Source organism: Shewanella seohaensis (genome assembly GCF_023283775.1).
Taxonomy (GTDB): domain Bacteria; phylum Pseudomonadota; class Gammaproteobacteria; order Enterobacterales; family Shewanellaceae; genus Shewanella; species Shewanella seohaensis.
Map to the genome: position 1 here is coordinate 119028 of NZ_JAKILE010000003.1, position 13067 is coordinate 132094.

A 13067-nucleotide genomic window follows, 5' to 3' on the forward strand; every position below is an offset into this window, starting at 1 on the left:
GGTCGCAGACGACCTATTAGTACTTAGTGCCGCCAAGCTGCTGGGCTTGGTTGATAATGTGGAAGATCACGTTCTGCTCAATCACGCCCTGTACCAGATTCGAACCTGGGCCCATTGCGTGTAAGCTGATGTCTTCACCGGCGTGAGTCTCACTTTCCATTGGGATAAGTGCTTGTTGCATGAAGTCTTTGTCTTGAGTATCGACCGAGGTTAAGTCGTCACGCACGCCAACCACAGCGCCAGGGCCGTTAGTGTAAGCCAGCGTGGTGTAAGGCTTGCCGTCGTTAGCGAGGGCTAACGAACCATCCACATCGTGGACTAAACCTAAAATCGGGTTACCGCGTTTTGGGTAGCCTGCAATGGTAAATACATGGCTGTGGTCAGCTGTTACCATGATCAGGGTGTCATCGCTGCTGGTTGCATCTACCGCGGCTTTCACTGCGTTAGATAACTCAACTGCGTCGGTCAAGGCGCGGTTAGCGTTGCCCGCATGGTGGCCATGGTCGATACGACCCGACTCCACGATCAGCAGGAAGCCTTTATCGTTTTTCTTTAAAATCTCGAGGGATTTCGCGGTCATTTCTGAAAGTGATGGCTCACCACCAACGTCATCTGCACGGTCCGCTTCGTATTCCATATGGGATGGGTTAAAGAGGCCGAGTAAGTGATCGGTATTGGCGACATCGATGGCATCGAAGCCTTTTTTGTCCCACACATAAGCCGCTTTGCTAAAGTTTTCGACCCACGCTTTAGTCAGGTCTTTGCCGTCTTTACGTTTACCGGCTTTGTTCTCACCGTCAGTGACTTCTTTTGGTAAGAAATAGCTGCGACCGCCACCCAGTGCAACGCTAAGTGAGTTTGCCTCATCGCGCATCACCAGTTGGCTGGCTATATCGGTACAGCCGTTAGCAACGGCTTCGGCAGGCAGGTTAAAGTCGCCTTCCCAATCACGCTCTGGTGATTTAGCGTAAGTCGCGGCAGGCGTCGCATGAGTTAAACGGGCGGTCGTGACAATCCCGGTCGATAAGCCTTTAGCATTGGCAAGGTCAACCAGAGAAACGAGTTCATTACCTTTAGAAGACAAACAGTTACCACGTAAACTGGTGTCAGAAATCGAGATGATACCGGCTTTGGTTTTTACCCCGGTCGCCATGGCGGTCATGGTACCTGCCGAGTCGGGCGTTTGCTGGTTAGTGTTGTAGGTTTTTACTAAGGCCGTGTGAGGAAACTGCTCGAAACTTAAGAAGTTTTCTTCACCGCCTTGGTTACCCCTTTGCTGCTGTCCTTGCAAAATACGGGCGGCAGTTAAGGTTGAAATACTCATGCCGTCGCCGACAAAAAGAATCACGTTTTTAGCTGTTTTCTTGGTTTCAAGCTGCGCTTTAGCCGCGACATTGGCTGCACTGTCTTTAAACCACTGACTGTCAGTTTGGGTTGCGGGTAAGACTGCAGCGTGGGCTACAACCGTCATTAAACTGCAGGAGATAGCTGCAGCGATCCGTTTAATATTCATCACGTTCATCACCGATTTTATTATTGAGTGTATGAGGGTATTCCCTTAAGAGGCGCCCACATTTTCAATGCTATATATGACGAACTGGCGTGATTTTAATGGCGTTTTTATTGCAACTAGATGTCGGAATGATTGCAGTAAACAGAATAGAAAACGCTAAGTTTATCCTAGGTGCGGAACAAACTTAGCGTATCGATTGGCGCTAGCCGTGGTCACTCAAGAATGGTCACTCAAATTAGAAACGATAACTGACACTCACCCGCACCATGCGCGGCTCAACAGGATGATAATGCAAGTCTTCCACGCCTTCAGCTGGCTCACCCGCGAGACGAGACTCGTAGAAATAATCGATATCGTGGTCTTTGCTATCAAATATATTCAATAGCTCGAGCTTAGTATCGAAGCCCGATAACTGATAACCCAAGGCAAGGTTCACTAAAGTTGTGTCATCGGCTTTATGCTCATCAAAACTATCGAGAATTCGCTCGCCTAAATATCTCAGCCTGACACTGGTATACCAACCATAGCCATCGGGACGGTAGGTAATGCCCGCACTGCCAACAAAGGGCACTGCACCATCGACATATTTGCCTTCATCGAGTTCATTTTCGGTAAAACGGGCACGGGTCCAGGCCAGTTCCATATCTAAACTCAAATCATCGTTAAGCCAATAATAGGCCGTGACTTCAACACCGTAACGCTCAGAGGCGCGGCTTGGTTCGGTATTGCCCGCATCGCCGACGAAGAGTAGTTCAGAGTCGAGTTCCAAATACCAAAGCGCCGCCGAAAAGTTAATAAAGTCGCGATCATAGTATTTGACGCCAAACTCGCCGCCATTGGAGCGGACTAACAAATCGACCTTTTCAACCTGATCGCCCGTGACTGGGTCGACCTTAATGGTTGCACCGCGGGCATCGTTAGAATGCAATCCCTGCCCCGCATTCATATAGAGTTCCAGATTATCGTTCACTAGGTAGGAAGCGCCCGCCTTTAAGCTCAACATGCCATCGGAAGCATCGCCGCTATTGAGGGGATTATCACTATCGACCTGCACATCGAAATAGTCGTATCTCAAGCCTAAATTCAAACGCCATTGATCAGCTGGTAACCATTCCAGCTTACCAAACAATCCCGTAGAGAGTTCCTGCACTTCATCGAGCCTCACAGTGCTGAGGCGTTCTCGTGCTTTGGTGTTATATAAGCCTACGGCACCAATATCGTCGTAGCGTACATCGGCACCTAGGCTGTAATTGACTTGTGTCCCCGCCAGACTCATTTGCCAGTCGCGTTTAATATCGCCGCCCCAAATGGTGCGCTCATCGACCTGTTCAAATTCATCGCCATTGATGGGATCGTTTAAGAAGTAAGTAAAGTTTGAAAACAGATCCATGGTCGAGCGAATGGCATAGGCATTGGCCTGCCAGTTGCCAGCGTCATAATTCGCCGAAATACTGTAACGACTGGCCTCTCCGCCCACATCGGTATCGAGTGAACCGTAAAAATCAATCAGCCCAGACTCCACCGCACGCGCCGGAATTTGATCCGCAGAATTCCAGCTATTGTCGTAGGCCATCATAGTGAGGCTAAAGTCCCCGCCATTAAGCTTGGTAAGATAGCGACCAACAACATTGATCTTGCTGACATCTTCCTTAATATCGCTCCAAGGGCCATCGTAAGCCTGTAATTCGGTTCCTAAAATAAACCGGCCGACCTCGGTCTTCATATCCTGAGTCGCCACCAGCCGTTGATAACCGTATTCCCCTATGGTCACCCCAACTTGGCGATAAGCGAGTTCATCGGCGAGTAGAATTTGCGCCGCACCCGCGCCAGAAAAGTCTGCCACTTCAGGATAATAAGCTCCTTTGGCGTAACGGATTTCCCCTAACAGCTCGGGGATCAAAAAATTAAGATCCGTGTAACCTTGACCATGGCCGTGGGTCCGCATATTGACCGGCATACCTTCGACACGGGTATTAAAATCTGTGCCATGGTCTAAGTTAAAGCCACGCAGAAAATACTGATTCGCCTTACCCGAACCACTGTGCTGAGTGACTATCATCCCGGGGACAAACTCAAGGATCTCCCCCGTGCGCAGCAGCGGACGACTTTCGATTTCCGCCGCACCCACTATCCCTTCCGACGCCGAAGTACTATGGCCTAAGGTATTGATTTGCCTGCCACGCACTTCTAAGCGTTCAATATTATCTGCGCTGTCGGCCAAGCTTACACTCGATAAACCATAGAGCGGCAATAACCAAACTCCAGATAAATAAGCCTTGGTTCGCCATCCTGCAACCGTATGGAATAACTTCATTTTTCCTTCCCGCATCAACGAATGAGTGACACGGATTTAACGCTGTCTTCACGGTTAAAAAGCGGATCAAGCTCAAACTCTGCTGAGGAAAAAATCACCAATGACAGTTATCTTTCTATTTTACGTGCTGTATCGCACGTTTTTATCCGCAAAAGGACAAATTGTCCTCATCAAGATCACATTTTATTCCGCGATAAACAAACTAAGGCAGCTCACATTACCAACCTCAAAATCCCCCCACTTTTACGAGAGTGTCTATACTTTAAGCACTTAAAAAGGTTAAGGATACCCTATGCAAGCTCCCTGTCGTCCCAACGGAATAAAGGCTTTTTTCTTGAGCATCTGCTTAGGCTTACTATTTAATCCACTGTTATGCCAGACACTCAGCGCTAATCCCTCCCCCGCAACCCAAACGCCCACCACAGCCGATATGCCCGTTATTACTATGGCGTTTTATGAAGATCCTAAGGACAACCTTTATTTTCGATTTGGTGAACTGATTTACACCGAGGCGTTTGCTCGCCTTGGTTATCGATTTAGTTATCAAGTGGTTCCGCCGATGCGCGCCAGCCTAATGGCCGATTCGGGCAAAATCGATGGTGAACCAGCGCGGGTATTTTCCTATGGACTGAAATTTAAGAACTTAATCCGAATCGAAGAACCCGTGATCGAGACTAAACTCATCGCCTATGGTATCCATCCCGATATGCAGATTCAGGACTGGGCTTCACTGCTGAATCATCCATATCGTATTGAATATTATCGAGGGATTTTTTATATCGAACAAAAACTTGAAGGGCTAGTGCCCCAGGACCGTATCACCACCTCTTCTTCTCCCGTAAATTCCTTTCGCCGTATGCTGCGCGATAGGATTGATATCTACATAGATACCGAAGCGATTGGGGAACAAGTCCTTAAATACACTGAATTTCAACACAGTAAAATCCATTCCGTGGGCGAATTGGACGACCTCATTAGCTTCGGCTACCTGCATAAACGCCATAAAGCACTGGCGGCCAAACTCAGCACTACCCTTAAGCAAATGAAACAGGAAGGCTTATTCGAACAATACCGGCAGCAAGCCCATAGTGAACTCGACCCAAGCCTGTCCCCAAACGAACCGTCAGAGGTTAAGGACTGAAATTTGATCTAATTGATGGCATTTCATTCGGTTAACTTGAAAGCACTTTAGCCTTTGCTACAGTCATACATAATTCCTAACTAATAAGGAGGCCAAGAAAGCTCATAACATAGGCATACATCGCGTATCACGACACATTTTCCAAGGAACAGATGAGAAACCCACAGGTTAACGACCTCATAGGCCAAACTGACTCGCCTTTACTCATCGGCACTCCCATGGCGTTGGGGAGGAAGGATGGGTAGTAAATTAAGGCAATTCATCAACATATTGCAGCAACAGTCCCGTTCAACCGTCGCTAAGGTACTGTTGATTATTGGCATGTTTATCACTATCTGTATCGTGCAGGTTGCCCTCGTCTATGTTCAGGGCAATATTTTCGATGGCGTTCGTACCTATGTTAGAGGTGAAGGACTGTGGGCGAAGGCGCAAAAGGATGCCACTTTTTATCTGATCCAATATTCCTACCATAAAAATGAAGTAGATTATCAACGCTACCTGGCGGCAACCGCCGTTATGCAGGGCGACAAACAAGCTCGCGAGGCCCTACTCTCCTCACCGATTAATCAGCGTAAAGCAAGGGAAGGCTTTATCCAGGGATTAAATGACGACAGGGATACAGAGTCCTTAATCTGGTTTTTCCGCCATTTTAACCGTACTCACTATATGCAGCAGGCCGTCAAGATTTGGGGCCTCGCCGACGATAAATTCAGTACCATGATGTCCCTCGCCAGCGCGATGCACCAAGAAATCAACCTGTCAGGGGGCAACGCGGCAGACCTTAGCCAATATCGAGAAAAAATCATCAAACTGAGCGAAGAGTTACTCAGTTTAGAGATTGAATTCTCCGCCGTACTCAGTGAGGGCGCCCGCTGGGTGAAACGAATCACTTGGTTAATCAGCCTAAGCGTGTTGCTGTTGTTTATCAGCATTGGCGTGTTGGCCAGTAGGCAGATTATCCGCAACATTGCCAAATCAGAAAAACTCTTACTTATCAGTGAGTCACGATTTAACAGCCTGAAAGACTCCGACACCATAGGCATTATTTCATGGCAGCTTGATGGCACCATACACGATGCTAACGATCACTTTCTCAATATGTTGGGATTTGACCGTGAGGATCTCGCCTCAGGCCGAGTCAATTGGCGCTCGCTCACACCGCCTGAGTTTGAGGCCAGAGATCAAATCGCCATCGCCGAACTCATCGAATTAGGCCATTGCAATCAGTATGAAAAACAACTCATTAGTAAAACAGGCGCCCATGTTTCCGTGATGCTAGGTGCAAGCTTTTTAAACAGCAGCACCCATGAAGGGGTCGCCTACTTTATGGATTTAACCAGCAGCAAGCAGGCAGAAGATAAACTGCGGCTCGCCGCAACCGTGTTTAATGCCAGCACAGACGGCATTATCATTACCGATCCCCTACTGAGTATTATCTCTATCAATCAAGCCTTTACCGATATCACTGGCTTAACCGAGCAGGATTTACATCAAGACGCCTCACGCTTTATCAATACTGGGCATCCGAGCGAAGATGCCTATCAAGCCATGCTCAATCTGCTCCAAAAGGGAGAGCAATGGCAAGGAGAGCTGATTAAAGAAACCGCCTCGGGTTATCTGCCCCTTAGCGTGCGGATAAACACTGTACGTAACCAAGATAACCGACTGACTCACTTCGTGATTGTGATAACCGATATTTCTGAGCGTAAAGCCGAAGAAGAACATTTACGCCACATCGCTCACCACGATGCCCTCACCAACCTTCCCAATCGGGTGCTATTCCATACCAAATTGGAGCAAGCGATCGTCCATGCGCAGCGTTCAGACGGGATCTTTGCCATTTTGTTTCTCGATTTGGATAACTTCAAACCGGTCAACGATGAATTTGGCCACGATGTCGGCGATAAGTTATTGCAGGAAGTCGCAAAACGACTCACGGGCAACATTCGACAAATCGATACTATTACCCGCCTCGGCGGGGATGAATTTGTGATTTTGCTGGAACACTTACCCAACGAAGAAAGCGTGCCCGTGTTGACTCAAAAAATCACTCAAGCGGTCACCGCGCCTTATATTATCCATGAACACAAGTTACGCATCGGAGTGAGCATTGGCTCGGCAATTTTCCCCTGCCACGGCACCGATGCTAAGACCCTGATCAACTATGCGGATCAAGCCATGTATGCGGTCAAAAAAGCCAACAAGTTGATGCAGTCATCCCAGTCATAATCCGATTAACGCCATTGACCTTAAGGCCAATCCCACATATAAAGAACATAAATTAAGCACTTAGAGCAAACTCATGGAAAGAGGCATTTTAGTTCGTTGGAACGATGAGAAAGGGTTCGGATTTATTCAACCAGAAGATTCAAAGGGTAAAGACGTTTTTATCCATATCACTGTGTTGAAGCACATGGCTAGAAAACCCCAAGTCGGCGATAGTATTTTGTATCGAACCGAAATACAAAACGATGGCAAAGTGAAGGCCATCAAGGCCTCTATCGAAGGCGTCGCCGTGTTAGCGAACACAAATAAAAACCCACGACGCAATGCGAATCCCCCGAGTCGCTCCCTATCAAATACGCTGCTACCGCTGTTGTTAATCTTGGGTATTGGGATATTTGGTTTTAAGAAATATACCGAGTTCGAGATTGCTCAGGCGCCTAACAACGCAGAGATAGAGACAACGCCCCTGTATGAGCCTCAAACTCAGTCTCTGTCAGCACCTCAGGCTCAGTTTCGCTGCGAGGCTGGTAAAACCCATTGCAGCCATATGAGCTCTTGCGACGAAGCAACGTATTACATCAATCACTGTCCGAATACCCAAATGGATGGCGATGGTGACGGCATCCCTTGTGAAAGCCAATGGTGTAGTAAGTCTTTGTTTTAAATGTTACACCATTCAATTTTGAATCGAACTCAAACGACGCTAATACGCGAGATTCTAGCGAACGAACAAGCGACGCTTATACTTTACCTATCTGAACTAAGTACATTTAGCTTGGGTTGTGTAGTAACCTTGGAACGATAGTTATCTTACCCAGTTTATTTGAGCCGCATTCCACAGGACGCGCCATGCCTAACGCCCAAATCCATACCATGGAAACGCCAGAGCAACTGGATGCCGTACTAAAGCAATTTCCAGCGGTATTACTCCTCTTTGGCGCACCAAGCTGTGGCGTGTGTCAGGCCCTTAAGCCTCAGATTGCGGATTTGTTGGCGAGGGAGTTTCCCCAAATGGCGCTGGCATATATCGATTGTGAGGCCCAAGGCGAGATTGCCGCCAGCTACCAGGTCTTTAGTTTGCCAGTAGTCGAAACCGTGTTTTATGGCAAAACCTTTGGGCGTTTCTCGAAGGTGTTTTCCCTTGGCGATCTCAAAGGGGCGATTGCTCGCCCCTATGAATTACTGAATGCAGAATAACTGTCACCAAGTAATAAAGAATCATACTGAAAAGGCAGCGATCACATCGGTGTACTACCTTTTCTAAAACATTTTTGCCCCAAACGAGATAAGTTTGTCGTCAGGTGTGCAAGACGAATTGTCATTGTTTCCCCTGTGACACGCCACCCTTTTATTTCACAAGAAGCATCCCTGAGGGCTCGACGGCGGCATCTGCAACACATGGAAGTGTAAATGCCGCGTTCACATGGATGTGAAAGAGCGGCCATGCCGCCAACGGTCACAGTTGCAACAATGGCAATCTTTACGATCATTGAACTGTTCATTGGCTAAAAGCTTTTTGCCCCAAAATGATTTTTGTGCCACATCAGCACTTTGCAAGTAATTCGTTAGTTGAACAAATTTTAGTAATGCTTCAAAGTGACCAAAGTAACGGTGGCAATTCAATTTTGGATAAATTATGACTCGTAGATACCTCACTATTGAAGAAGCGAATTCCGCACTGCATCGCGGAAAGTTAGTTGAGATATTCATCGGAGGGTTCACTCTCAATGATGACAGGTGCATTCGTTGGGCTTCGTTTGCAAAGACGGAGAAAGGTATTAGCGGTAGTCTTTGGGAAGTTTATGACCAAGGTTCAGAAGATTACCTAGATATCTATAGCTTTGACTCTCCAACAGGTGAGTACTATGAGCCGGTCAAAGTGGTACATTCTGAAAATATCGAGGATGCGACTAAAGAGTTGGGTATAAGTTCGCTCAATTTTGTAAACCAAGGCGTTGTTCAAGATGAATATGGTTCTTACCTTCTATCACACATATAACAAAGCCAAGCATCTTTGCACCCTGGACCTCGCTGCGCTAGTCGACTGTAGGCGGCATTAATCCATAGAAATTTTAATCCGAACTCCACGGATTAGAATAAAAAACCTAGCTCGCTTTTGTCCCAAAGCATGCTGTGCGTTTCTTTAAAACCTGCAAGCTACACCGATGCTAAAAGGGTTAGTTATGGTGATTAGCGAGACGATCGTCCGCACCATGGCCGCTCTTTGGCATCCATGCCATCGCGGCATTTGTGAATCCATTCACATCAGACGGGCGGTCGAGCATCCAAGGAAGGACTCGCTGCGCGTCGTTGAGCAAATACCATGACTCACCCATCAATCAAATCCAGCGTTTAAGCTACAACGAGTATGATACTTTAAAACTCGGTTGTAGCTCGATTCGGACTGAGTTGTAGCAATTAGTATGAATCTTTATTTTTGGTCATGTTTAATATAAAGCGGTACTCGCAGGGGTAATTGATTGTTTAGTATGAGACTTTATTCCTCTCCTACTATTACGCCATGACTATTTTGATAATCTAAAACCACTGTATTGAATGGGCTTACTTAAGGTTAAGCTTGGCTGCGCTTGAGTCAGGCTCAACAAGGTTTGAGTTGTCTTTGCCTTACCACCGCAGCCACAACTTCCTTTAGCACCACAGCATCCGCCCTTGGCTAAATGTTTAAGGGATGCACGCCCCTGTGATGCAGCAGTTAGACGCAAGTTCAGATCCCGACTCTGGGCGAGCAGAGCCGCTATCGAGAGTTGATTATCCCCTCGACTCACACTAATCCCTGCATCGAGCAATTTACCTAACATACGCTCCCCAATATGTTGCACCACCACAATGCTGGTGTGTTGGGCGCGAATGGCATCTAACAAGGCCTTTTTATCTTGGCAATTACCGCCAAGGGCGGGATTAGGGATAGAGAGTAAAAGCTGATGATTTTCATCGTAAAAGCTCACTTGCTGCGCCTTAGTAAAATGGCTGGCAAGCCGTCCACGACTAATAGGAAGGGCGATAATCATATTGGGTCCTTATCGTTTGAAACAGGTAACTTCAGTACCACCCCTTGAGTGACAGCTGTTGCCACTTTTTTACGGGCACTGGCGAGTAAATAACCAAAAGTTTGCCGTGAGATCCCCATTTGCGCGGCAGCCTCAAGCTGACTCAGACGCTGGACATCACCAAGCTCTAACGCTTCAAACTCATCGGCAGCTAAAAGGATCTGAGGTAAGTTAGCCGCAGGTATGCCATTGGGTTTAAATAAGCTACAGGGCACACAGCTCGATAATTGGCGGCACTTTTTGGGTCTTGGCATCTGTGATTGCACCTCAGGGGCAAATGTCGGTGCACAGAAAATAATATTCTGTTCACATCAAATAGTTTCTGGCATACGCCAAAAACTATTATTGTCATTTAGAGCATCTAAACCGAGGGAGTCATCACAGTTTTGTTTATAGAAATGATAAGTTTTAGTTCGATAGATGAAAGCGTTTATAAATCAGTAGCGTAACTCACCTCTACCGAATAACCTTCATCCTGTTTGATAAAATCGACAAAGTTTTTGATGGCGGGCAAGGCATCTTCCCTATGGTGGGAGACATACAACAATTGGCTAAGATGGTGCTCGGCAATCATATCCAAAGCCCGCATCACTAAGGTGCGATTGATAAAGTCGAGCCCTTGATATGGCTCATCCAAAATCAATAATAACGGCTGTTTAATCAAGGCTCGACCTATGAGCAATAACCGCTGTTGACCGTAATCCAGTTTTTTAAAGCCCGTGCTAGCAAACTCACTCATGTGCAAAATCGCCAACCATTCCTTGGCCAGATCCAATTGGGGTTTAGTGGGCTTGTGATACAGGCCGATGGAATCGTAAAAACCTGACAATAAGACATCGAGCGCCGAACAACTGACGCGATACTGTAAATGCAATGCCGACGATACTATGCCAATCCGTTGTTTAATCTGCCAAATACTCTCGCCGCTACCACGGGGTCGGCCAAAGAGGGTAATGTCATTGCTGTAACACTGGGGATGGTCGCCCAAAATCAGTCCGAGCAGAGTACTCTTGCCACAACCATTGGGCCCTCGCACTTGCCAATGCTGGCCAGCACTAATCCGCCAATTCACCCCTTTAAAAATCAAGCCGCTCACATATTCGACCTTGCCGTTTTTAATGTCGACTATCGGGTCAAACGCCTCGGCATTGTGGCGTTGACGCGCCATCAATGCCAAGAGTTCGGCGCTGCGGCTGGCCGAAAGCGCATTAAGCTGCGCCATCACAGGATGTGTATGCCACTGCTCAATCGACATGGGCGCGCTCAGTTGATGCACATGCTGACCCGATTTGAGCATATCGCTATTAAACAGCGCCACATGGCTAATACAGGGCGGTAATTCTTCTTGGCGTGAGGTAATGATTAGCAGCTGCGTATGTTCGGCAACCTCCACCAGCAACTGCGACAGGCTAAGTTGATGCTCGATATCCAGCCCTGCATAAGGGTCATCTAGAATCAGCAAGTTGGGCTCAGTTGCCAGCGCCCGCGCTAACATCACTCGCCGGGTTTCACCGGTCGATAACTGCCTAAACCCGCGATGCTTTAAATGGGTTAATTCGACTTTCTGTAAAATGGCCGCCAAGTGTTCATCGTTTAGGCAGCATTCCTGCACCAATGACTCGACCGTCGAGCCGTAATCGAGTTCGTCCTTTTCTAATTCCCGCTCCAGCAGCGCCTGTTGCAAACCGAGAGACACCCAGCCAATTCGCGCGGGCAAACCCGTAATTTGCCCCGCATCTGGCTCAACATCCCCCGCCAATATTCGCCCAAGCAATGAGCCGCTATAACTGTCGGTCGCAAAAATCGCCCAATGCTGCGCAGGCATTAGCTGCCAATCTTCAACCACTAACAGTTCATTACCGCGGCCGTAGCGTAATCCCTTAACGGCTATCGCCTGAGAGTCTGTCGTGCGATGCTGCATTGAGTACGTCCTTTGGGGTGATTTTTATCCAAGTCTAACAAGCTGTTATCGTTTTTGTCCCTTCGACTTTATGCAAAGGGCAGATACAAACAGGGATCAGGGGCGTAATTTGATATACAACTCACCCTCGCGAATTTGAATATCTTCGACGCCGTCGGCAAAGGCATTCCAAAAGCCTCTGTCGCCGAACTCACTGACAAGATTGACATTCTTCATATTGCCTAGCCAAGCATTAGGAATAGGCACGCCCATCAAGCTAACGCCCACCAAAGACACACTCGGGCGGCGATTAGCATCGAGATGGATATCGAGTCCGGCATTGACCCGTAAAATCTCCCCCGCCATCACAGGAAAGTCCCGAGGGATCGGTACTAGGATTTTGGCACTGGCTAAATTATCTGAAAAATCAATGGCAATACGCTGCGCAAAGTCGGGATTACGGCCAATGATGGCATTGACTTCGCGCTCGCTAAAACTCACTTGCCGATCTTCAGGCCGCTCGCGGTAGGGCTCGGCTTGTAAATCGTCACTCGAAGACGACTGAGCCGAATCCTTAGTATGAGTCGAGGCCTTGCGCTCTGACTGCCAACCTAGCTGACTCAGTTTATCCTCAAGCTTTGCCTCTTCTTTGGTTGATAAACTCACAGGCGTCAACGGCTTAGGGAAGATATAACTGCGAACCACAAAAAAGGTAATCCACACGGTGAGCACTATGGTCACCAGTATCATCAACAAGACTTGCACACCGGTAAAACCCTGTTGCCGTAGCCCCATATTAAAGGGCTTACGTGAGCGGCGCTGCGGCCTTGCCAAATAGGGGCGAGATGTTGAGAGCATATTCGTTTCGCTGCAAAGAGATTTCCCCCGATACTACTTGGCAAAGC

The 13067-nt window shown here is 47.7% G+C and carries 11 protein-coding genes; 5 read left to right on the plus strand and 6 right to left on the minus strand.

What is annotated here, in order from left to right; translation table 11 throughout:
- Nucleotides 1-16 precede the first annotated feature (16 nt).
- Nucleotides 17-1513, minus strand: a complete 1497-nt coding sequence (locus L2713_RS04405; protein WP_248967066.1) for an alkaline phosphatase family protein — start codon at nucleotides 1511-1513, stop codon at nucleotides 17-19.
- A gap of 235 nt (nucleotides 1514-1748) precedes the next feature.
- Entirely contained in the window at nucleotides 1749-3827 is a 2079-nt protein-coding gene (locus L2713_RS04410) for a TonB-dependent receptor (protein ID WP_248967067.1), read from the minus strand.
- A gap of 292 nt (nucleotides 3828-4119) precedes the next feature.
- Between L2713_RS04410 and L2713_RS04415 the strand changes: the two genes are divergently transcribed.
- The 5 genes from L2713_RS04415 to L2713_RS04435 all read left to right on the plus strand — a co-directional run bounded on the left by L2713_RS04415 (nucleotide 4120) and on the right by L2713_RS04435 (nucleotide 9193).
- Nucleotides 4120-4968: a hypothetical protein gene (locus L2713_RS04415; protein ID WP_380823573.1), complete on the plus strand. Its 849-nt coding sequence runs from the start codon at nucleotides 4120-4122 to the stop codon at nucleotides 4966-4968.
- A gap of 237 nt (nucleotides 4969-5205) precedes the next feature.
- Nucleotides 5206-7197, plus strand: a complete 1992-nt coding sequence (locus L2713_RS04420; RefSeq protein ID WP_248967069.1) for a sensor domain-containing diguanylate cyclase — start codon at nucleotides 5206-5208, stop codon at nucleotides 7195-7197.
- Between the two features lie 73 nt (nucleotides 7198-7270).
- Entirely contained in the window at nucleotides 7271-7858 is a 588-nt protein-coding gene (locus tag L2713_RS04425) for an excalibur calcium-binding domain-containing protein (RefSeq protein ID WP_248967070.1), read from the plus strand.
- A 209-nt stretch (nucleotides 7859-8067) separates the two neighbouring features.
- Nucleotides 8068-8391 carry a thioredoxin family protein gene (locus L2713_RS04430; protein ID WP_380823575.1) on the plus strand — a complete coding sequence of 108 codons (324 nt, stop codon included), beginning with the start codon at nucleotides 8068-8070 and terminating at the stop codon, nucleotides 8389-8391.
- A 439-nt stretch (nucleotides 8392-8830) separates the two neighbouring features.
- Nucleotides 8831-9193 (plus strand): hypothetical protein, encoded by a 363-nt coding sequence (locus tag L2713_RS04435; protein ID WP_248967072.1) that lies wholly within the window; start codon nucleotides 8831-8833, stop codon nucleotides 9191-9193.
- Nucleotides 9194-9719: 526 nt separating this feature from the next.
- On the opposite strand, the gene L2713_RS04440 is transcribed toward L2713_RS04435, so the two are convergent.
- The 4 genes from L2713_RS04440 to L2713_RS04455 form a co-directional block, all read right to left on the minus strand.
- On the minus strand, nucleotides 9720-10223 hold the full coding sequence (locus L2713_RS04440) for a NifB/NifX family molybdenum-iron cluster-binding protein (protein WP_248967073.1): 504 nt from the start codon (nucleotides 10221-10223) through the stop codon (nucleotides 9720-9722).
- Nucleotides 10220-10516 carry a DUF134 domain-containing protein gene (locus tag L2713_RS04445; RefSeq protein WP_248967074.1) on the minus strand — a complete coding sequence of 99 codons (297 nt, stop codon included), beginning with the start codon at nucleotides 10514-10516 and terminating at the stop codon, nucleotides 10220-10222. Before L2713_RS04445 ends, L2713_RS04440 begins: the two co-directional genes overlap by 4 nt.
- Before the next feature lie 176 nt (nucleotides 10517-10692).
- Nucleotides 10693-12183, minus strand: a complete 1491-nt coding sequence (locus L2713_RS04450) for an ATP-binding cassette domain-containing protein (protein WP_248967075.1) — start codon at nucleotides 12181-12183, stop codon at nucleotides 10693-10695.
- A gap of 96 nt (nucleotides 12184-12279) precedes the next feature.
- Entirely contained in the window at nucleotides 12280-13020 is a 741-nt protein-coding gene (locus L2713_RS04455; RefSeq protein WP_248967076.1) for an arginine N-succinyltransferase, read from the minus strand.
- Nucleotides 13021-13067: the final 47 nt, after the last annotated feature.

Coding starts and splice junctions, on each gene's coding strand:
- L2713_RS04405 (WP_248967066.1), bottom strand. CDS start 1,513: ATGAATATTAAACGGATCGCTGCAGCTATCTCCTGCAGTTTAATGACG.
- L2713_RS04410 (WP_248967067.1), bottom strand. CDS start 3,827: ATGAAGTTATTCCATACGGTTGCAGGATGGCGAACCAAGGCTTATTTA.
- L2713_RS04415 (WP_380823573.1), top strand. CDS start 4,120: ATGCAAGCTCCCTGTCGTCCCAACGGAATAAAGGCTTTTTTCTTGAGC.
- L2713_RS04420 (WP_248967069.1), top strand. CDS start 5,206: ATGGGTAGTAAATTAAGGCAATTCATCAACATATTGCAGCAACAGTCC.
- L2713_RS04425 (WP_248967070.1), top strand. CDS start 7,271: ATGGAAAGAGGCATTTTAGTTCGTTGGAACGATGAGAAAGGGTTCGGA.
- L2713_RS04430 (WP_380823575.1), top strand. CDS start 8,068: ATGGAAACGCCAGAGCAACTGGATGCCGTACTAAAGCAATTTCCAGCG.
- L2713_RS04435 (WP_248967072.1), top strand. CDS start 8,831: ATGACTCGTAGATACCTCACTATTGAAGAAGCGAATTCCGCACTGCAT.
- L2713_RS04440 (WP_248967073.1), bottom strand. CDS start 10,223: ATGATTATCGCCCTTCCTATTAGTCGTGGACGGCTTGCCAGCCATTTT.
- L2713_RS04445 (WP_248967074.1), bottom strand. CDS start 10,516: ATGCCAAGACCCAAAAAGTGCCGCCAATTATCGAGCTGTGTGCCCTGT.
- L2713_RS04450 (WP_248967075.1), bottom strand. CDS start 12,183: ATGCAGCATCGCACGACAGACTCTCAGGCGATAGCCGTTAAGGGATTA.
- L2713_RS04455 (WP_248967076.1), bottom strand. CDS start 13,020: ATGCTCTCAACATCTCGCCCCTATTTGGCAAGGCCGCAGCGCCGCTCA.